At 55.3% G+C, this 20147-nt stretch carries 15 protein-coding genes, 3 tRNA genes and 1 CRISPR repeat array; of the genes, 6 read left to right on the top strand and 12 right to left on the bottom strand.

Annotated features, from left to right (window positions below; all coding sequences use genetic code 11):
- Positions 1–164: 164 nt before the first annotated feature.
- The 4 genes from gdhA to KO088_RS05275 form a co-directional block, all read right to left on the bottom strand.
- Positions 165–1502: an NADP-specific glutamate dehydrogenase gene (gene gdhA, locus KO088_RS05290; RefSeq protein ID WP_044115292.1), complete on the bottom strand. Its 1338-nt coding sequence runs from the start codon at positions 1500–1502 to the stop codon at positions 165–167.
- A 326-nt stretch (positions 1503–1828) separates the two neighbouring features.
- Positions 1829–3061 carry an ABC transporter permease gene (locus KO088_RS05285; protein ID WP_215493878.1) on the bottom strand — a complete coding sequence of 411 codons (1233 nt, stop codon included), beginning with the start codon at positions 3059–3061 and terminating at the stop codon, positions 1829–1831.
- Positions 3062–3089: 28 nt separating this feature from the next.
- Complete coding sequence (gene rbfA, locus KO088_RS05280) at positions 3090–3434, bottom strand: 30S ribosome-binding factor RbfA (protein ID WP_044115296.1); 345 nt, start codon at positions 3432–3434, stop codon at positions 3090–3092.
- Between the two features lie 707 nt (positions 3435–4141).
- Positions 4142–4657 carry a hypothetical protein gene (locus KO088_RS05275; RefSeq protein ID WP_215493877.1) on the bottom strand — a complete coding sequence of 172 codons (516 nt, stop codon included), beginning with the start codon at positions 4655–4657 and terminating at the stop codon, positions 4142–4144.
- 561 nt (positions 4658–5218) lie between these two features.
- Between KO088_RS05275 and cas9 the strand changes: the two genes are divergently transcribed.
- The 6 genes from cas9 (at position 5219) to KO088_RS05245 (ending at position 12766) form a co-directional block, all read left to right on the top strand.
- The gene (gene cas9, locus KO088_RS05270; protein WP_215493876.1) at positions 5219–8791 is read left to right on the top strand and encodes a type II CRISPR RNA-guided endonuclease Cas9; all 3573 of its coding nucleotides are present in this window, start codon (positions 5219–5221) and stop codon (positions 8789–8791) included.
- 15 nt (positions 8792–8806) lie between these two features.
- Positions 8807–9730 (top strand): type II CRISPR-associated endonuclease Cas1, encoded by a 924-nt coding sequence (gene cas1 / locus KO088_RS05265; RefSeq protein ID WP_215493875.1) that lies wholly within the window; start codon positions 8807–8809, stop codon positions 9728–9730.
- Entirely contained in the window at positions 9712–10050 is a 339-nt protein-coding gene (cas2, locus tag KO088_RS05260) for a CRISPR-associated endonuclease Cas2 (RefSeq protein ID WP_215493874.1), read from the top strand. The genes cas1 and cas2 overlap by 19 nt, the downstream gene beginning before the upstream one ends.
- A 115-nt stretch (positions 10051–10165) precedes the next feature.
- Positions 10166–11459: direct repeats of the CRISPR family, unit length 48 nt; unit sequence GCTGTATTAGCATGTGTGAAGGTACGGAATCTGAAAGCTAATCACAAC.
- Positions 11460–11480: 21 nt separating this feature from the next.
- Positions 11481–11819, top strand: coding sequence for an LPD3 domain-containing protein (locus KO088_RS05255; RefSeq protein ID WP_215493873.1), 339 nt, complete (start codon positions 11481–11483; stop codon positions 11817–11819).
- A 744-nt stretch (positions 11820–12563) separates the two neighbouring features.
- Positions 12564–12637: transfer RNA gene (locus KO088_RS05250), tRNA-Asn, on the top strand.
- Positions 12638–12692: 55 nt separating this feature from the next.
- Positions 12693–12766, top strand: a tRNA-Asn gene (locus tag KO088_RS05245).
- Positions 12767–12932: 166 nt separating this feature from the next.
- On the opposite strand, the gene trxB is transcribed toward KO088_RS05245, so the two are convergent.
- The 8 genes from trxB to KO088_RS05205 all read right to left on the bottom strand — a co-directional run bounded on the left by trxB (position 12933) and on the right by KO088_RS05205 (position 19460).
- Complete coding sequence (gene trxB, locus KO088_RS05240) at positions 12933–13877, bottom strand: thioredoxin-disulfide reductase (RefSeq protein WP_044115305.1); 945 nt, start codon at positions 13875–13877, stop codon at positions 12933–12935.
- A 45-nt stretch (positions 13878–13922) separates the two neighbouring features.
- Positions 13923–14426: an RNA polymerase sigma factor gene (locus tag KO088_RS05235; protein ID WP_044115306.1), complete on the bottom strand. Its 504-nt coding sequence runs from the start codon at positions 14424–14426 to the stop codon at positions 13923–13925.
- A 152-nt stretch (positions 14427–14578) separates the two neighbouring features.
- A complete protein-coding gene (ung, locus tag KO088_RS05230) occupies positions 14579–15247 on the bottom strand; it encodes a uracil-DNA glycosylase (protein WP_215493872.1) in 669 nt (222 codons plus the stop codon).
- On the bottom strand, positions 15244–16107 hold the full coding sequence (locus tag KO088_RS05225) for an HAD family hydrolase (RefSeq protein WP_215493871.1): 864 nt from the start codon (positions 16105–16107) through the stop codon (positions 15244–15246). The genes ung and KO088_RS05225 overlap by 4 nt, the downstream gene beginning before the upstream one ends.
- Before the next feature lie 81 nt (positions 16108–16188).
- Positions 16189–16267 (bottom strand) — tRNA-His (locus KO088_RS05220).
- A 65-nt stretch (positions 16268–16332) separates the two neighbouring features.
- Positions 16333–17028 carry an RluA family pseudouridine synthase gene (locus KO088_RS05215; RefSeq protein WP_215493870.1) on the bottom strand — a complete coding sequence of 232 codons (696 nt, stop codon included), beginning with the start codon at positions 17026–17028 and terminating at the stop codon, positions 16333–16335.
- Between the two features lie 23 nt (positions 17029–17051).
- Positions 17052–18848 (bottom strand): chloride channel protein, encoded by a 1797-nt coding sequence (locus KO088_RS05210; protein ID WP_215493869.1) that lies wholly within the window; start codon positions 18846–18848, stop codon positions 17052–17054.
- A gap of 15 nt (positions 18849–18863) precedes the next feature.
- Positions 18864–19460, bottom strand: a complete 597-nt coding sequence (locus KO088_RS05205) for an L-threonylcarbamoyladenylate synthase (protein WP_215493868.1) — start codon at positions 19458–19460, stop codon at positions 18864–18866.
- Positions 19461–20147: the final 687 nt, after the last annotated feature.

The raw sequence follows: 20147 nt of genomic DNA, 5'->3' as shown, positions 1-20147 counted from the left end.
TTGCTCGCAAAGATAAGCCATTCTTCCGCCCAAGCATCAGCCTCGCCTCTCAGCTCCCTCCTCTCGGTCGTTTCGCTGAGGCTATAAAAAGGCTCAGCCCGCATTCCCCGAGCGTGGGGAATGCGGGCTGTAAGCCTTATGAAACTTGAGGGAAGGGTCGCTTCTTAGATGACGCCCTGCTCGAGCATTGCCTGAGCTACCTTGAGGAAGCCAGCAACGTTAGCACCCTTGACGTAGTTGATGTAGTCTCCTTCACGGCCATGAGCCACGCACTGCTCGTGGATGTCGCTCATAATCTGGTGGAGCTTAGCATCGACTTCTTCGTTGGTCCAGTAGAGGTGCATAGCGTTCTGAGTCATTTCGAGACCAGAGGTAGCTACACCACCAGCATTGACTGCCTTACCAGGAGCGAAGAGCATCTTCTTTTCTACGAAGTACTCAGCAGCTTCGGCCGTACAACCCATGTTCGACGTTTCAGCTACGATGGTGACGCCGTTAGCGTGGAGCATCTTAGCATCTTCTTCGTTCATTTCGTTCTGCGTAGCGCAAGGCATAGCGATGTCTACCTTCTGCTCCCAAGGCTTCTTGCCTGCGAAGAACTGAGCGTTGGGGAACTTCTTAGCGTAGTCAGAGACGACGTCGTTACCGCTGGAGCGGAGGTCGAGCAGCGCCTGGAACTTCTCGGGGGTGTTGATACCGTCTGGGTCGTAGACGTAGCCGTCAGGACCAGAGATGGTGACGACCTTAGCACCGAGCTCCGTAGCCTTCTGAGCTACACCCCAAGCTACGTTACCGAAGCCAGAGATAGCTACCGTCTTGCCCTTGAGGTCGATGTTGTGCTGCTTGCAGATGTGCTGTACGAAGTAGACAGCGCCGAAGCCCGTAGATTCGGGACGCAGGCGAGAGCCACCGAAGGTGAAGCCCTTACCGGTCATCGTACCCGTGTGCTCGTTAGCAAGGCGCTTGTACTGGCCGTACATATAGGCGACTTCGCGACCACCTACACCGATGTCCCCTGCGGGTACGTCGGTGTCAGGGCCGATGTGGCGCCACAGCTCGCGCATAAAGCTCTGGCAGAAAGTCATAATTTCACGGTCGCTCTTACCCTTAGGAGAGAAGTCGGCACCGCCCTTACCACCGCCCATAGGCAGCGTGGTGAGTGCATTCTTGAAGGTCTGTTCGAAGCCGAGGAACTTCAGGATAGAGAGGTTGACAGAGGGATGGAAGCGGATACCACCCTTGTATGGGCCGATAGCGTTGTTGAACTGTACGCGGTAGCCGATGTTCACATGGACTTTACCTGCATCGTCGATCCAAGGTACACGGAAGGTGATGATACGGTCGGGCTCTACGAGGCGTTCCATGATAGCTGCCTTTTCGAACTCGGGGTGCTGGTTGTAGACTTCTTCTACAGAGAGAAGAACTTCCTTCACAGCCTGGAGGAATTCCTTTTCCCCAGGGTGCTTTGCCTCGAGCGAGGCCAAAATCTCAGCGGATTTCATAACTGATCGATCTAATAGTTTTGCGTGTACGGCTCGTGTAGGAGCCTTGATTTCACAGCAAATATATGCAATGATTTTTACCTTGACAAATGTAGTAGCTTCTTTTAATTTCTTAGGAAAGAAGCGCATCTACACGGCTTTTCCGCTATGTGTGAATAGGGGTGTGAATGGCAAAATAGCTGGTGAAAATCGTGTGTTATCCCTCGGTATCGTGGCAAATCTTTTGCTTTTCACTTCACCCTCCTTCCCCGCATTCATAAGCACAGCACACCACCCTATATATAATAATGTATAGGGGGAGGTGAAGACGATGGGGCGGAATGCGCCTAACCGCGGCGGAAGAAGCGGGTGGGGTAGAGGGAGATGAGGAAGGAGAGCGCCGTCACCGAGACGAAGATGAGGAGCATGTCCAGCGGGCGCACATCCACGGGGAGCGCCATCGCTTCGATACCGCTACCAGAGCGGATGATGCCGAAGCGTGCCTGCAGGAGGCAGAGTATCCAGCCGAGGAGCATGCCGACGCTGGTCCCCGTGAGGGCGATCAGTAGGCCCACACGGCGGAAGACCTGCTGCGTGAAGCTGGGTGGTGCACCGAGAGCGGTGAAGATACGGCTGTCGTCTTGCTTCTCGATGAGGAGCATAGCCAGCGAGCTGGCGACGTTGAAGGCCGCCAGGAGGAGGATGAAGAGTAGGATGAGATAGGTCATAACCTTCTCCATACGGATGAGGTAGGAGAGGTCTGGGTGCTGTTCTTCGCGGTCAAGGGCGGTGAGGCGGTCGCCGTAGAGCACCTTCACCTGCTGCTTGAAGTCGGAGGTCTTGACGCCCGATCGGAGGTGAATGCCGAGAGCGGATACTTCGCTCTCCTCATAGTCGAGTACGTCCTGCAGGTCAGCCAAGGGGAGGTAGATCGCAGCATCCGTCTCTTGGCTCGTGGGCTGATACTGCCCGATGACCCGTGCCTCGAGGCTCTGGAAGGACGAGGCGGGGGCTAAGGGATTGGTGAAGCCGAGGCGCTTGGGGAAGAGGACTTCGGCAGCGGGACCGTTGTGCTCGGTGCGGCTGCTATCCTGCGGGAGCTGGATCGCTGCGCCGAGCTGGATGGGGGTGATGGGTGCACCTTCGGCGTCTACGAGGGTCGTCGCCGAGTGGAGCTCGGGTACATCAGCTGCACGCCCCATCGGGTAGACGGAGGCAAAGGCCGAGTCTACCCCGACGGCATCCACGACCCACTGCTGCTCCCCTACACGTAGGAGTCCCTTGCTCTCCAGGCGCAGGGCAATCGCTTCGGCACCTGCCTTCGTGAGCTTGGTGCGGTAGTCGGGGAACTTCTTCAGGTCGAAGACTCCGCCCTCGGTGTCTCTCAGGACGATGTCGGCATCGACCTGCTTTGTAGCTCCGAGGATCATCGCCACATAGCCATTGTACACGCCGACGACAGCCACCAGCGCCATAGCGACGACAGCGATGGCGACGGCAGAGAGTGCCGTCACGTAGTTCACTGCATGCAGGCGGGTGCGGCTGAAGAGGTAGCGGAGGGCTATGCGGAAGCTGAGCACGGGCGAGGGGCGGGGAGTGTGGAGATCGTTACTTGTCGTTCAGTCCGAGGAGGCTATCGATGCGCTCGAGGTAGTCGAGTGAGTCATCGATGAAGAAGGTTAGCTCGGGGAGCTTACGCAGCTGCTTGCCTACGCGTAGGCCCAGATCGTAGCGGATGGTCTTCGCGCTGGAGCGAATTGACTCGAGTAGCTCTTCGGCCTTCTCCGAGGGGAAGATACTCAGGCGTACACGAGCGATGCTGAGGTCGGGGCTCACGGTCACCGATGTCACGGTGATCAGTGTGCCGGGGATGCTCTGGGTCTGTATGCGGAAGAGGTCGCTGACCTCCTTTTGGATGAGTCGATTGATTCGGCTCATTCTTGTATTATCCATTGTCTCTGTCTTTTTGAATTACGCTTACAAAGTTAGTCAAAGCTCGCCTCATCTCCCGACTCTACGTGGGCGGTCGGCGAAGGTCCGATGGCTGGCTGCCTATATGAGACTGTTGCCGCGAGTCCTGTCCTCTATTTATTGTGCTAAGGCATCGCGCGCCCAGCTCCCCGATAGACCTCTCCGAAGTGACCGAGCAAGCCCTTCGCCTTATCGCGCGTATTCCTCTTATTCAGCGGAGGAGAAAGTGTCCTTCTCGTGAATAAAAAAGTGCCTTCCCGTAGTGGTTTTCCTCTGTCTATGCACGTAGTCTTAAAGATCAGGCACGTAAATCCAAATATCCACGTACGTAGATATTAGAGCCACGTACGTAGTCCAAACTTATCTACCACTCGTCCGCAACTTTTATCCCTATGCAGAGCAACAACCTAATAGAGGTCATTTCACAAAGCTATATAGGAATCGAGAGAACGCTATATAGGAATTAGTCCAAAGCTATATAGCTTTCTTCGTCATCCTATATAGCTCTACCCACGCACCCATATACCTATAGGAGACCATTGCACCAGACCGCCTCTTCACAGCTCTCGTACCTTCTCCTCGAAAAGAGAAGATCCCACTTGATGCACCCTCGGATGGAGCGGTATCAAGTGGGATCTTGCTTGGAGTGATGTACCAGAGAGCGTGGCTCTCCTAAGCCGTGAAGCTGGCTACTTTTTTCTGTCGCTAGCCTGGAGTTGGTACATCTCCGAGGTTGATGAGAGTAGAGACTCTGCGGTGAGGGTCACTTCCTTCTCGTAGGTTCTGATGTGCTTGTTCCCATTGTATTGCTTGACCTCGATCTTCACCTTGATGGCTGCGGGTGAATTACCACTATTAGGTCTGCTTGCGATGACTCCGACGTATAGCCCTGAACCCTTGTGGGTGAACGTTGTGTGATGGGACTTCGCGACGGGGTCTCTCCACTCGGAGTTGTAGATCGACTGAGAGACGAGCTTGCCGTCACGGTAGATGTCAGAGTCCCCCAGCGTATTGGCTGTGAAGTTGACCTGGACTGGTGCGGAGGCCTTGATCGTGACCTCTTGCTTGAGGTCTGCGCTGCCGAAGCCCCCGAATTCTCCGCCTGGCAGGTCACTCTTGCCACCGCAAGAGCTGAGCACTAAGGCAAAGGAGAAGAGGAGAAGAGATAGGATGCCGAGTCGGCGAAATGATTGTTTTGTAGCCATTTTACTTGTAGTTGATGATGAGGCGGAGAGAGGGTAGACCGAGCTATCCAGCTCCGCAGTAATGGTTCCGTTAAATGAATTGTACTTAGGGAAGGAGTGTAAGACGGGCTTCCTCTCCTGCTCAAGATATAAACGATAGGTTGTATGGATATCTTATATATCCCTTACAAAAATGCTTGTGTATAATATGTCTATGTAAATAGATATAAATGAAGTATGTGTGGTATATCCCTTCTCTTAGTGGAGAATGCTCCTTGGGTTTGCAGGCTTTAGAGGTGGGAAAAGTAGGGTGTGGTGGCCCCCTTTTTGATATGTAAGTCGCTCATGTATGCGGTGTTGCTTGCTCGGCAGTGGGGAAGTTGCTACATTTGTTTCAGTGCTACGGCTGATCGTAGTGGCCTGACCTCTCGGTCTGATCACAAAAAAGAAGGGTGAGAACCTCTCTTAAGAGGCCCCACCCTGGATGTTCTCACAACGGAATAAATCCTTATTGTGATTAGCTTTCAGATTTCGTTACTGCAAATGTAGCCATTTTTCTTAATATCAACACAACCAATGCTTATGAGCAAACATGTACTTGGTCTTGACCTCGGAGTAGGATCAATAGGGTGGTGCCTTATCGCCCTCGATGCGCAGGGAGATCCTGCCGAAATCTTAGGTATGGGGAGCCGTGTCGTCCCCTTAAACAATGCTACCGATGCTGCGGACTTCTCTATCGGGAAGGCCTTCACGGCGAACCAAGAGCGGACGGCGCGCCGCACGATGCGCCGAGGCTTTGCCCGCTATCAGCTGCGTCGCTACCGCCTGCGTCGAGAGCTGGAGAAGTTCGGGATGCTCCCCGATGCTGCACTCATTCAGCTCCCTCTGCTGGAGCTATGGGAGCTCCGCGAGCGGGCGGCTACAGCTGGTGAATGCCTGACGCTGCCCGAGCTGGGGCGTGTGCTCTGCCACATCAATCAGAAGCGTGGCTATCGGCATGTCAAGAGTGATGCCGCTGCCATCGTCGGAGATGAGGGCGAGAAGAAGAAGGACTCGAATAGTGCCTACCTCGCTGGCATCCGTGCGAATGACGAGAAGCTCCAGGCCGAGCACAAGACGGTGGGGCAGTACTTCGCCGAGCAGCTCCGTCAGAATCAGAGTGAGAGCCCCACGGGCGGCATCAGCTACCGCATCAAGGATCAGATCTTCTCCCGTCAGCGCTACATTGATGAGTACGATCAGATCATGGCGGCTCAGCGCGTGCACTATCCCAATATCCTTACGGACGAGTTCATCCGGATGCTGCGTGATGAAGTCATCTTCATGCAGCGCCCGCTGAAGTCCTGCAAGCACCTGGTCTCGCTGTGCGAGTTCGAGAAGCAGGAGAAGGTAATGCGCGTCCAGCAGGACGACGGCAAGGGAGGTCGGCAGCTCATTGAGCGTAGGGTCAAGTTCGGCCCGAAGGTTGCCCCGAAGTCCTCGCCCCTCTCCCAGCTCTGCCGTATCTATGAGGCGGTGAATAATATCCGTCTGACCCGTCCCGACGGCTCACCGCGCGACATCACACCCGAGGAGCGTGCTAAGATCGTCGCGCATCTCCAGTCAAGTGCTTCGCTATCCTTCGCTGCGCTGAAGAAGCTTCTCAAGGAGAAGGCGCTCATCGCAGACCAGCTTACCACGAAGAGTGGACTGAAGGGGAATAGCACGCGGGTCGCTCTCGCCTCGGCTCTGCAGCCCTATCCGCAGTATCACCACCTCCTCGATATGGAGCTGGAGACGCGTATGATGACCGTCCAGCTTACCGACGAAGAGACGGGCGAGGTCACCGAGCGAGAGGTTGCCGTCGTCACCGATAGCTACGTCCGCCAGCCCCTTTATCGCCTGTGGCACATCCTCTATTCCATCGAGGAGCGTGATGCGATGCGCCGTGCTCTCATCACGCAGCTGGGTATGACGGAGGAGGACCTGGATGGTGGGCTCTTGGATCAGCTCTATCGCCTGGACTTCATCAAGCCTGGCTATGGGAATAAGTCCGCGAAGTTCATCTGCAAGCTCCTCCCCCAGCTCCAGCAGGGGCTGGGCTATAGCGAGGCGTGCGCAGCCGTCGGCTACCGCCACTCGAATAGCCCCACCAGCGAAGAGATCACCGAGCGCACACTTCTGGAGAAGATCCCGCTGCTGCAGCGCAATGAGCTTCGTCAGCCCCTCGTCGAGAAGATCCTCAACCAGATGATCAACCTCGTCAATGCACTCAAGGCCGAGTACGGCGTCGATGAAGTCCGAGTCGAGCTGGCACGTGAGCTGAAGATGTCGCGTGAGGAGCGTGAGCGTATGGCAGAGGGCAACCGCCGTAGAGAGAAGGAGAATAAAGCGATCGCAGAGAAGATCCGTGAGTGTGGACTTTTCCCGACAAAGTCCCGTATCCGCAAGTATATGCTGTGGGCGGAGGCTGGAGAAAAGTGTCTGTACTGCGGTCAGATCCTGACGCTGAGCCAATGTCTCAATGGGGACGATATGGAGGTCGAGCACATCATCCCGAAGTCCGTCCTCTATGATGACTCCTACGGCAATAAGACCTGCGCCTGTCGCCGATGCAACAAGGAGAAGGGCAATCGCACCGCTCTCGAGTACATCCGTGCGAAGGGCTGGGAAGCCGAGTATATGGAGCGTATCAATGAGCGGCTGGATAAGAAGGCGATTTCCTACAGCAAGCATCAGCGCCTACGCTGGATGAAGGAGGATATCCCCTCCGACTTCCTCGAGCGCCAGCTGCGCCTGACGCAGTACATCTCTCGCCAAGCTATGGCCATCCTCCAGCAGGGTATCCGTCGTGTCTCTGCGAGCGAGGGTGGAGTGACTGCCCGACTTCGTAGTCTCTGGGGCTATGATGATATCCTCCATACGCTCAACCTCGACCGCTACGACTCGATGGGTGAGACGGAGCGTGTATCTCGTGAGGGTGAGACGACCGAGAAGCTTCGCATCACAAATTGGTCGAAGCGTATGGACCACCGTCACCACGCTATCGATGCCCTCGTCGTGGCTTCGACTCGTCAGGGCTATATCCAGCGCCTCAATCGTGTAAGCTCCGAGAGCGAGCGTGAGGCGATGAGCGGAGAGATCGAGGTACAGAAGGCGACGAAGACTGATAAGCTCTCCCTCTTGGAGCGCTGGCTGACGCAGCGCCCTCACCTCTCGGTGCGTGCCGTCAGCGATAAGGTCGCCGAGATCCTCATCTCCTACCGCCCAGGGAAGCGCGTCGTCACCCGCGGACGCAATATCTACCTCCGTCACGGGAAGAAGTGCGTGCAGTCGGGACTCTTAGTGCCCCGTGGTCCGCTCTCGAAGGAGACGGTCTATGGGCAGATCACGGTCAATGGGGAGCCGCAGATCGTCTGTAAGTACGATCTGCATAGCCTCAAGGCTAAGGATGTAGACTACGTCGTTGACTTGGCTCTGAGGAAGCGCCTGAAGGAGTTTCTCGCACAGCACGGAGGTAAGGAGAAGGAAGCCTTTGCGGGAGATGTGTACATGGATGAAGCGGGTACGCAAGGTCCCATCCGCAGTGTGCGCTGCTTCACTGGGCTGGATCGGGCTAAGATGAAGGCGGTGAAGTACGATGAGCAGGGCGACGCTGTTGGATTTGTCTCGCCTCGCAATAACCATCATCTGGCGATTTATCGTACTCCTAAGGGCAAGCTTGTAGAGTCTATCGTGACCTTCTGGGACGCTGTAGACCGTGCACGCTATGGTATCCCCTTAGTCATTACGCATCCACGTGAGGTCATGGAGCAAGTACTACAGCGCGGAGATGTCCCAGAGTCAGTACTGAGCTTACTGCCAGCCTCCGATTGGGTATTTGTTGACTCCCTCCAGCAGGATGAGATGGTTATCATTGGGCTGTCGGATGAAGAGCTTCAGCGAGCCCTCGAAGCACAGGACTACCGCAAGCTCAGTGAGTATCTCTATCGTGTTCAGGCGATCTCTTTAGGTGACTCTCTCTACCGATATCACTTGGAAACGAGTGTTGCGGATAGGAAGAACGGCTCTGGTCGTATACCTAAGTTTTATCGTGTTACAGGGCTTAAGACTTATAAGGAGAAGAATATCCGTAAGGTGCGTGTCGACCTTCTTGGACGGATCTCTCTGCTCTGATGCTCCCCAACTACCATGATGAAGCGAACGATCTATATCGGCAATCCTGCCTACCTCTCTCTGCGCCTCAAGCAGCTGGAGGTGCGGCAGCCGTCGGATGATCGTGAGACGACGGTACGGACGATTCCGATAGAGGATATCGGGGTCGTCCTCCTCGACCACCCACAGATCACGATCACCCACGCCCTCTTAGGGGCTTTGCTCGAGAATAATTGCGCTGTCGTGACCTGCTCGGCGACGCACATGCCTTCGGGACTGCTCCTACCGCTTGACGGACATACGCTCCAGACCGAGCGCTTCCGTGCACAGCTCGATGCTTCGCTTCCGCTGAGGAAGCAGCTCTGGCAACAGACGGTGCAGGCGAAGATCCTCAACCAAGCCCATGCCCTGCATATCGTCTTGGGAGAGCCTGCGAAGAATATGCTCGCTTGGTCCCGACAGGTCAAGAGCGGGGATGCAGACAATCTCGAGGCGCGGGCTGCGGCCTTCTATTGGCGCAACCTCTTCATCTCCCTCCCAGGCTTCGTGCGGGAGCGAGAGGAGGCAGCTCCGAATTCGCTCCTGAACTACGGCTATGCCATCCTTAGAGCTATCATCGCACGGGCCCTCGTCGGCTGTGGCCTCCTCCCCACACTCGGCATCCATCACCACAATAAGTATAATGCCTATTGCCTGGCAGACGATATCATGGAGCCCTACCGTCCCTATGTGGATCTGCTCGTCGTGGAGATCTGCGAGGAAGAGGGCTTCCCTACGGAGCTGACGAAGGAGATCAAGGCACGACTACTCGCCCTTCCGACGCTTGATGTAGAGATCGAGGGACAGCGTCGTCCGCTGATGCTGGCAGCGACGCAGACGGCGACCTCGCTCCTGCGTTGCTTCGCGGGTGAGGCCCGCCGCTTGGCTTATCCCCTTTTGTCATGCGAGCCAAGCGACTAAGTGAATACCGCATCATGTGGGTCTTTGTCTTCTTTGATCTGCCTACGAGTACGCCTAAGGAGCGTAAGGCGGCTACCAGCTTCCGCCAAGAGCTCCTGAAGGATGGCTTCACGATGTTTCAGTACTCCATCTATATGCGCCATTGTGCGAGTATGGAGCAGGCACAGACGCATGTGCGGCGGGTCAAGGCGATGCTCCCCGATGAGGGTGAAGTGGTGATCATGACGCTTACTGACAAGCAGTTTGGTATGATGGAGCACTTCTCTTCGCGTAAGCCGACCGATGCCGTTCAGCTCCCAGGGCTCTTCGATATGCTATGAGGTCTTGAATCGGAAAAGTCGCTAAGTAAAGGAAAAGCCCGTGGATATCCACGGGCTTTTCTCTTTCTAAATCCTTCTGCTAAGTGCTTGTCCCATAGATTGCTCTGTGGGGTCGGCTGTATTAGCATGTGTGAAGGTACGGAATCTGAAAGCTAATCACAACCCTACACCTCTACCATAGATTTGGGCGGGGGCTGTATTAGCATGTGTGAAGGTACGGAATCTGAAAGCTAATCACAACCGTCCCCTCTTTCATTTCTCCCAAAATCTGCTGTATTAGCATGTGTGAAGGTACGGAATCTGAAAGCTAATCACAACAATAGCGTATATATTATATCTGGCTACTTGGCTGTATTAGCATGTGTGAAGGTACGGAATCTGAAAGCTAATCACAACAGCCCGCTCACGCTGAGGCTCTGCCCGTCGGCTGTATTAGCATGTGTGAAGGTACGGAATCTGAAAGCTAATCACAACTTCTCAGCTCAATGAGATGGCGGCCCCCTAGCTGTATTAGCATGTGTGAAGGTACGGAATCTGAAAGCTAATCACAACATATGAAGTCGGTGATGATGGCAACGCTTCGCTGTATTAGCATGTGTGAAGGTACGGAATCTGAAAGCTAATCACAACCGGCGTCGAGGTGCATCTGTCGGGCAACCAGCTGTATTAGCATGTGTGAAGGTACGGAATCTGAAAGCTAATCACAACCCGCAAGTCTACCAACAAGTCCTCTTCGCTGCTGTATTAGCATGTGTGAAGGTACGGAATCTGAAAGCTAATCACAACTCATTCCCACTCTCGTTAGAGAAGTAAACCGCTGTATTAGCATGTGTGAAGGTACGGAATCTGAAAGCTAATCACAACGATAGTGACTATTCTGGCGTTGGTATGAACGCTGTATTAGCATGTGTGAAGGTACGGAATCTGAAAGCTAATCACAACTCTCGGCAGTTCTATCACTTCTTCTTTGTGCTGTATTAGCATGTGTGAAGGTACGGAATCTGAAAGCTAATCACAACTACTTTTTCACCACGAGCTCTGACCTATCAGCTGTATTAGCATGTGTGAAGGTACGGAATCTGAAAGCTAATCACAACACCTCCAGCGTGTATGAAAATCTTCTTACAGCTGTATTAGCATGTGTGAAGGTACGGAATCTGAAAGCTAATCACAACTCTACAAGCGAGTGTACATAAAGGTCTATCGCTGTATTAGCATGTGTGAAGGTACGGAATCTGAAAGCTAATCACAACTTCACTGAAACGTGGGCAACACAGCTTGCTGCTGTATTAGCATGTGTGAAGGTACGGAATCTGAAAGCTAATCACAACTTGTATCAGAAAGGTAAGGGAAACGCTCATGCTGTATTAGCAAGTGTGAAGGTACGGAATCTGAAAGCTAATCACAACATATTAGACTAGGCGAAGAAGATGCTTGTCGGGAAAGAAATTGTTCGCCCTGAGTTCGCCCAGCCCATCTCATTCACGGTGGGTGGGCTGAAGGAAGCCATCAATCAGCCTCACAAGAACTACATGGCGAAGAATGACGCTATAAGAGAAATCGAGATGCTAATCAAAAGGTCTGACTATATCGGGTATGCTGGGGACTTTAAGGGGCGTCCATTCAGATATCACTACTTCCGCACCAGTATTCAGGGGACACCTTCGCTCATAATCGTACGCCAAGAGCGTGGAAAGCTATGTTTTTACAGTATAGTGGAAGAGAACAAGGAGATAACCTCAAGAATTAGCACATCAGATACAGTCTGAGGTAACTCTTCGAGATTATCTCCCATTCGCTACAAGCTGTATTAGCAAGTGTGAAGGTACGGAATCTGGAAGCTAATCACAACAGAGGCTTGTTTACTACTGCACATTTGGTGGTTATGGTAATCGGTTGTTGCTCTGCATATGGATAAAAGTTGCGGACGAGTGGCAGAAAAGTTTGGGCTACGTACGTGGCTCTAATATCTACGTGCGTGGATATTTGGATTTACGTGCCTGGTCTTTAAGACTACGTGCATAGATAGAAGAAAACCACTACGAGAAGGAGCTTTTTTCTTCATGAGAACGATGCTTTTCCCTCCGCTGAATAAGAGAAGTACTTGCGATAAGGCGAAGGGCTTGCGTATCACTTCGGTGAGGTATAATCGTGTGAACCACTTCTGTCTTCCCGGCTGGGTGTTGCTTGACAATCGGACGGTGTGTGAAGCTGTATAGGTCGATGGGTTGACCTATATAGCTTCGCTTCGTGACCTATATTGGTCACGCCGCCGACCTATATAGGTTGACTCGCTGACCAGTATAGGTTGGGAGCACCTCCTTCAGTAGCTGTCTGAGAGAGGGCAAGGTCTTTGCCAAGAAGTGGCGGGTGGCTGATGCTGGTAGACGTGCGTAGAGGCGGCGATGGGAGTGCGGGTGGCTATGGATATTGTTGCGGGCAAGTGGGAAGGCATTTGCGTATATGAAGAAGTTATATTACCTTTGCAACCGCAACAAAGAAGGTGGCAATACTCTTCCTTAGCTCAGTCGGTTAGAGCATCTGACTGTTAATCAGAGGGTCCTTGGTTCAAGTCCAAGAGGAAGAGCTTCTCCCGAGTATGGGCGTGGTGAATAAGCCCCTTCTGACGCTGCATTAAGTACTCTTCCTTAGCTCAGTCGGTTAGAGCATCTGACTGTTAATCAGAGGGTCCTTGGTTCAAGTCCAAGAGGAAGAGCTTAGAGAAGGAATTAGATTCAGGGAGATACCCTCAGGTCCAATTACGAGGACTTGGGGGTATTTCCTTTTATGTCCCCCCGTAGAGTGGGATGAAGGCTATATAACGACAGCGCCCCTGCTCACCGATGGTGGGCAGGGGCGCTGCGCGTATAGGGGAGTGGGACTTAGAGCCCGTGTTCGCCGAGGTAGCGCTCAGCTTCGATAGCCGCCTTACAGCCTGAGGCCGCTGCGGTGACCGCCTGACGATAGAGGGGGTCTGCGACGTCGCCAGCAGCGAAGACGCCGGGGACGCAGGTGCGTGGCGTAGGCCCTTCGGTCTTGATGTAGCCCACCTCGTCGACCTCGACGTAGTCAGCGAAGAGCTCGGAGTTGGGGTGGTGACCGATAGCGAGGAAGAAGCCATCGATGGGCAGGTCTACGCGCTCTTCATCGGGCTGGCCGAGGCGCTTGACGAGATGTGCGCCTTCGACGCCATCTTCACCGTAGAGGCCCACGGTATTGTGCTCGTAGAGGACGGTGATCTTCTCGTTGGCTGCGACGCGCTGACGCATGATATCAGAGGCGCGGAGGTAGTCCTTACGCACGATCATATAGACGTGCGAGGCGAGGCTCGCCAGGTAGAGTGCCTCTTCGCAGGCCGTGTCACCGCCACCGACGACAGCGACCTTCTTATTGCGGTAGAAGAAGCCGTCACAGGTAGCACAGGCTGAGACGCCCATACCTGCGTACTTCTCTTCGTCGGGCAGGCCGAGGTACTTAGCGGAAGCACCCGTAGCGATGATGACCGTATCGGCTTCGACCTCGACACCCTCCTCGAAGGTGATGACGTAGGGAGCCTTAGAGAGGTCAGCCTTCGTCGCCAGACCAGAGCGGATCTCCGTACCGAAGCGCAGAGCCTGATTGCGGAGGTCCTGGGTGAGCGCTGGGCCAGTGACCCCCTCGGGATAACCAGGGAAGTTCTCTACATCCGTGGTCTGCGTGAGCTGTCCTCCAGGCTGGATACCTTCGTAGAGGAGTGGGGAGAGGTTGGCACGTGAGGCATAGATGGCTGCAGTGTAGCCAGCGGGGCCGGAGCCGATGATGAGGCAGCGGCGATGTTCTCTACTCATACTTGCGTAGTCTATATGTGATGGTGATAGAAATAGGGGCGAGTCTTAGCGCATATCGCGGAGCTTCTTCTGGAGCTCTTGGCGAGCGAAGAAGATGCGGCTCTTGACCGTACCGAGGGGGATGCCGAGGGTATCGGCGATCTCGTTGTACTTATACCCAGCGACAAACATGGAGAAAGGCTCCTTGAGTGAAGGCTGCAGCTCGGCGATAGCACCCGTGATCTCCTTGATATCCATGGAGCCCTCGGGAGTGTTGTGCCCGCCTTCGCTAAGCAGAGGTACGTTGTAAGCGTCGACGTTGGGGTCGATGAAGCTCTGCGTGCGCACGAGCTTGTGGTAGTTGTTGATGAAGATATTACGCATGATCTTCAGCACCCACCCCTTGAAGTTGACGTTGTCGACGAACTTATCGTAGTTGTTCAGGACGCGCAGCGTAGTGTCTTGCGTCAGGTCTTCTGCATCGGCTTCGTCCTTCGTCAGCGTACGCGCGAAGTTCTTCATATAGTCCTGCATACCGATCAGGTCCTTCTGTATCTGTAATACGTCCATGTCTGTAATGCTCTATTTTGTATAGTGAGGCGGTGCGCCGAGGGGCGATGTGGCGAGCCGTTTAATATCTTTTTTACAAAGATACTATTAATTCTCCCGCAAAAAGCACGGGACTTTATATAGGTATATTGATATACTCAATATAGAGCGTATCACCAGCGGATGGGTGCCTTGCCCCACTGGGTGAGGTAGGCATTCGTCTGGCTGAAGTGACGGCATCCGAAGAAGCCACGATGAGCCGAGAGCGGGGAGGGATGTGGTGCTTCGAGTACGAGATGGCGGGTGCGATCGATCATACTTCCCTTGCGTCGGGCAGGGCTTCCCCAGAGGAGGAAGACGACGTGGTCACAGCTGCGGTTGATCGTCTCGATGATAGCATCGGTGAAGGTCTCCCAGCCGAGGCCCTGATGGCTCGCTGCCATACCGGCGCGGACGGTGAGGGTGGTGTTGAGGAGGAGGACGCCCTGCTCTGCCCACGGCAGGAGGTGCCCGTCAGGGATGGTCGAGGGCTGGCCGAGGTCGGAGGCGATCTCCTTCTTGATGTTGATGAGGCTCGGAGGTATGGGGACGCCCGCTGGCACGGAGAAGGCTAAGCCCTCGGCTTGCCCTGCACCGTGGTAGGGGTCTTGTCCTAAGATGACGACGCGCACTGCAGGGAGGGGGCAGGCATCGAGGGCACGGAAGATGAGCCCTCCTGGGGGGTAGATCGGGCCTTCATGCTGGTAAGCCTGGCGGATGCGGTCGGTGAGGATGCTGAAGTAGAGCTTGTCGAACTCAGGCGCAAGGGCGGTACGCCAGCTCTCGTCGAGGCGGATGTTCATCGTGTAGTCGGGAAGAGGGGTGGGAGGTCTGCGGAGAGGATCTGATGGACGAGGCCACGCAGATCTCCGTGTTGTGCGGTGTAGAAGAGGGCATGCCCTACGGCGGCGAGGGCATCAAGGTCATTGGCACCATCGCCCGTATAGAGTGTCGAGGCGAGCGCCCCTGCAGTCCACTCCTCGAGGAAGGCACGCTTACCCTCGGCATCAATGATACCCTCGGGGTCGAGTCCGTCGAAGTCGCCGTCAGCGGTATAGCGTACGGTGCTCCCTACAAAGGCGGAGAGACCGACTCGCTCACAGATATCTTCGACGAAGGGCTGGTAAGCTCCCGTGACGATAGCCGTGGGGAGGGAGAGCTCGCGGAGGAGAAGCGTGGTGTCAGTGGGGAGGGTGATGCTGCGGATGACCGAGTGAAGGGCCTCACGGGAGAGCCCACGAAGGAGCTCAGTGCGGTGCATGAAGCTCTCACGGAAGGGTGTGGCGCCTGCCATAGCCGCTTCGGTCAGGGCAGTCATCTCCTCCGAGCGACCTGAGAGACGTGCCAGCTCGGGCAGCAGCTCCGTCGTCGTGAGCGTGCCGTCGAGGTCGAAGGCGACGTGTGTGATCTCGGCTGTGGCACTCGTGGAGGGGAGGTAGAAGGCGCTGTGTGTGGTGCGCCCCCAAGGGATGAGGTGCGTGAGGAGCTCACGGCGTAGCTCCGTCTCGCTCACACTTCGCTCCGTAGGGTAGCTGTAGAGTCTGCCCTGTGGAGTGTCCGTGATACTTACCTTCGGTGTAGCGCCTATCGTCTCAGAGAGAAGGGCTCTGAGCTGCTGGTCTTCTTCGTCCGTAGGGCGAGAGAAGAGATAGAGGTGCTGCACGTGGGGCATCGAGGCGGCGTGAGGGTATGTGTATATAAAACAAGAGTGCTTGACTTCAATAAGCCAAGCACTCTTCAGTTTTGGGGGTGGAAGATGGGATTCGAACCCACGACACCTGGAACCACAATCCAGTGCTCTAACCAACTGAGCTACAACCACCATGTAAATGCTCTGCTTTCCGCTTGAGCACTGCAAAGGTAATACTACTTTCTCAATTCACCAAACCTACGGCGCGATGGCGGCTTCGAGGTCGTGCCATAGCCGTTCGTCGGGTACGGGAGCCGTGAGGGTGAGGGCTTCCTTGCTCACGGGGTGTGTGAAGGATATCTGTCTGGAAAGTAGGCTGATACTCCCGCCGGGGTTGCTACGAGGAGCACCGTACTTCAGGTCGCCCTTGATAGGGCAGCCGAGGGCAGCGAGCTGGCAACGGATCTGATGATGACGGCCCGTGTGGAGCTCGATCTCGAGGAGATGATAGTGTTCGCCCGAGGCCAGTAGGCGGTAGGAGAGTCGGGCAAGCTTGGCGCCAGGCGTCGCAGCGCCTTGGCGAGCTACGTAGCTCTTGTTCTGCGACTCATTGCGCACGAGGTACTGCTCGAGGGTGTCGGAGTGCTTCGGCGGGCGAGCCGTGACGACGGCCCAGTAGCGCTTCGAGACGTCTCCCGTGCGGAAGAGCTCATTCATACGGCTGAGCGCCTTCGACGTCTTGGCGAAGAGGACGAGTCCACCCACGGGTCGGTCCAAGCGATGGATCACGCCGAGGTACACGTTGCCTGGCTTGTTGTACTTCTCCTTGAGCCAACCCTTGAGAGCTTCGCTCATCGGCTCATCGCCCGTCTTGTCGCCCTGGACGATTTCGCCGGGGCGCTTGCTGACGCAGAGGAGGTGGTTGTCTTCGTAGACGACGGTAGGCTTATACATACGGGGATATGGGGCGGGGAGACTTAGTCCCCGATGAAGGTGCAGTTGAGTACCTCGCGGTAGCTATTGAAGATCGCGCTCTTGCTGATGAAGCCGAGGTAGCGCCCTTCCTCATCGACGACGGGCATCTTCCACGCCTTCGTCTCGTCGAAGAGGCGCATGACCTCCGTCATCGGGGTCGCTGAGGAGACCTTGACCTCGGGAGTGACCATGATCTTACGCACCTTGTAGCGCTCATAGAGCTCGGGGCGGAACATGATGTTGCGTACATTATCCAGCTCGACGATGCCGACGAGCACTCCGCGCTCATCGACCACGGGGAAGGAGTTGCGGTGACTCACCGAGATGACGCTGACCATCTCACCGAGGGTCATATCGGGGGAGACGACCTCGAAGTCACGCTCCAGTACGCTCTCCAGATTCATCAGCGTCAGTACGGCCGTATCCTTCTGATGCGTGAGGAGCTTGCCCTGCTCTGCCAAGCGGAGTGAGTAGATACTGTGGGGCATGAAGATACGGATCGTGGCGAAGGAGGTCAGCGACACGAGCATCAGTGGCAGGAAGAGGTTGTACCCGCCCGAGAGCTCTGCGATGAGGAAGACACCCGTCAGTGGGGCGTGCATCACGCCAGCCATCAGCCCTGCCATGCCGAGCAGGATGTAGTTCTTAGGGGAGATGAAGACGTTGAGCGAACTGAAGTAGTTCACCAGATAGGAGAAGATGAAGCCCGTGAGCCCGCCCATGAAGAGGGTAGGAGCGAAGAGCCCGCCACAGCCACCGCCCGAGTTCGTCGCTACGGAGGCGAAGACCTTGAAGAGGACGGTGAGGAGGAAGAAGGCGAAGACGACCCAGTAGGAGTTCGAGAACGCCTCGAAGATACTCCCATCGAGGAGCTGCGTGTACTGCCCGTCCAAGAGGATATTCACCGAGTCATACCCTTCGCCATAGAGTGGAGGGAAGACGAAGATGAGCAGGGAGAGGATAGCCGCTGAGATGAGGTAGCGCAGGCGGATGTCCTTGATGCGCTTCAGCTCGCTCTCGAAGCGGAACATCGTCTTCGAGAAGTACAGCGACATCAGCCCGCACACCACGCCCAGCAGGATCATCAGCGGGATGCGCTCGATATGATAGGGGTCGGTCTGGATGAACTGGAAGAGGATCTCCTTCCCTGAGAGGACGTAGGCCACGGCAGCAGCCGAGACGGAGCTGACCAGGAGAGGGAGGACGGAGGCCATCGTGAGGTCAAGGAGTAGGACCTCAATGACGAAGACAAGCCCTGTGATAGGAGCCTTGAAGATGCCCCCGAGGGCACCAGCGACACCACAGCCGATGAGGAGCATAAGGTTACGCTGCTCGAGGCGGAAGAGACGTCCGAAGTTCGACCCCACGGCTGCACCCGTCATTACGATAGGGCTCTCAGCCCCTACCGATCCCCCGAAGCTAATGGTCAGGGCACTGGCTATGATGGAGCTCCAGGTGTTGTGCGGCTTGATGCGGCTCTTACGCTGGGAGATAGAGCTAAGCACCTTCGTCACCCCATGGCTGATATCGTCCCGCACGATGTAGCGGACGAAGAGCAGGGAGAGGAGGATCCCCAGCGCGGGGAAGAGTAGGTAGAGGTAGTGATGATCCTCGATATTCTGGAGGATGAAGCTCTCGACGACGTGGATGATGAACTTGAGGAGAGCAGCCACAAGCGCCATCGTCACCCCGATGAGAAGGCTCAGGATGAGGAGGAAGTAGCGCTCGCTGATGTGGCGCTCTCGCCAGCTGATGAGACGATCGAGCAGAGGTGTGATGGCTTGACTGAAGGCAGACATCGGCGTGTGCAGCGGCTATGGGCGTATGACCTTGACCTCGCCCGTGGGACCGAGCATGATGATCTGAGAGGGCTCACGAGGCGTCTCGTCGCTCTGTCGGTACTTGACGACATAGTCTACGCCAGCGACGATCTCGGGGCTGATGCCCGAGAAGAAGAGTGGGGTAGGCTCCCCACTGATGTTGGCGGAGGTGGAGACGATGGGACGGCGCAGGCGCTTGCAGAGGGCGGAGGAGAAGAGCTCACGGCTCTGGCGGATACCGAGGGAGCCCCCTTCGCCGAGGAGGTTAGGCGCTACGCCTGTGGCGTGGGGATAGATGATGGTGATGGGGCGCACGGCGAGCTCCATAAGGTCATAGGCGACCTCGGGGACTTCGCTCACCATGCGCTCGACTTCGTAGGTCTCCCCGACGAGGACGAGCATACTCTTGCTGTCTTCGCGACGCTTGAGCTCGTAGATACGGCGCACGGCTTCTTCGTTGGTGGCATCGCAACCGATACCCCATACAGTATCTGTGGGATAGAGGATGATCCCACCGCGGCGCAGGGTCTCTACAGCTTCGTCCAGGTCGGTTTTGTCGTAAGGCTCTTCAGTAATCTTCTTTGTGTCCATCTCCATATATATAATAGGTGAGGACAAAGGTACGACCTTTTCCCCGTAGTCGCTCTGCCCGAAGCGGGTAATTCGAGGCAAATAGCAGAAAAGGAATAGAAGCTACGAAGCCGTAGGTCCTATTGTCACTTAGTTGTCCTATAGAGGAGGGTAGTATGCACCTATATTGGTCGATGGCGTGACTAGTATTGGTTCGTCGCGTGACCTATATTGGGCTGTTGCTCCGCTTAGGGGTGAAAGTTGCGGACGAGTGGTAGATAAGTTTGGGCTACGTACGTGGCTCTAATATCTACGTACGTGGATATTTGAATTTACGTGCCTGGTCTTTAAGACTACGTACATAGATGCGGAAAAACCACTACAGGAAGGCGCTTTTTTCTTCACGAGAACGATGCTTTTCCCTCCGCTGGATAAGAGGAATACTCGCGATAAGGCGAAGGACTTGTGTATCACTTTGGAGAGGTATATTGGGTAGCTGGGCGCGCAATGCCTTAGCACTCTAAATAGAGGACAGGACTCTCGGCAACAGTCTCTATATAGGCTCGTGAGCGAACCAATATAGCTTGACGCACTCTCCTACAGCTTCACTCCACTTCCTCACGGACGCTCGGCTGAAGTGCTGTGTCAAGCACGAATAGCCTGCACCTTGATGTGGGCGCCGTGTGGACTTGTGGCTTAATAAAATCG

This window comes from Porphyromonas bobii (assembly GCF_943169685.1).
Lineage (GTDB): Bacteria > Bacteroidota > Bacteroidia > Bacteroidales > Porphyromonadaceae > Porphyromonas > Porphyromonas pasteri.
This window is presented reverse-complemented; position numbering and strand designations above follow the sequence as displayed.

Bases quoted from the DNA above. Each gene is read 5' to 3' on its own strand.
- gdhA (WP_044115292.1), bottom strand. From the start codon at position 1,502: ATGAAATCCGCTGAGATTTTGGCCTCGCTCGAGGCAAAGCACCCTGGG.
- rbfA (WP_044115296.1), bottom strand. From the start codon at position 3,434: ATGGATAATACAAGAATGAGCCGAATCAATCGACTCATCCAAAAGGAG.
- KO088_RS05275 (WP_215493877.1), bottom strand. From the start codon at position 4,657: ATGGCTACAAAACAATCATTTCGCCGACTCGGCATCCTATCTCTTCTC.
- cas9 (WP_215493876.1), top strand. From the start codon at position 5,219: ATGAGCAAACATGTACTTGGTCTTGACCTCGGAGTAGGATCAATAGGG.
- cas1 (WP_215493875.1), top strand. From the start codon at position 8,807: ATGATGAAGCGAACGATCTATATCGGCAATCCTGCCTACCTCTCTCTG.
- cas2 (WP_215493874.1), top strand. From the start codon at position 9,712: ATGCGAGCCAAGCGACTAAGTGAATACCGCATCATGTGGGTCTTTGTC.
- KO088_RS05255 (WP_215493873.1), top strand. From the start codon at position 11,481: ATGCTTGTCGGGAAAGAAATTGTTCGCCCTGAGTTCGCCCAGCCCATC.
- trxB (WP_044115305.1), bottom strand. From the start codon at position 13,877: ATGAGTAGAGAACATCGCCGCTGCCTCATCATCGGCTCCGGCCCCGCT.
- KO088_RS05235 (WP_044115306.1), bottom strand. From the start codon at position 14,426: ATGGACGTATTACAGATACAGAAGGACCTGATCGGTATGCAGGACTAT.
- ung (WP_215493872.1), bottom strand. From the start codon at position 15,247: ATGAACATCCGCCTCGACGAGAGCTGGCGTACCGCCCTTGCGCCTGAG.
- KO088_RS05215 (WP_215493870.1), bottom strand. From the start codon at position 17,028: ATGTATAAGCCTACCGTCGTCTACGAAGACAACCACCTCCTCTGCGTC.
- KO088_RS05210 (WP_215493869.1), bottom strand. From the start codon at position 18,848: ATGTCTGCCTTCAGTCAAGCCATCACACCTCTGCTCGATCGTCTCATC.
- KO088_RS05205 (WP_215493868.1), bottom strand. From the start codon at position 19,460: ATGGACACAAAGAAGATTACTGAAGAGCCTTACGACAAAACCGACCTG.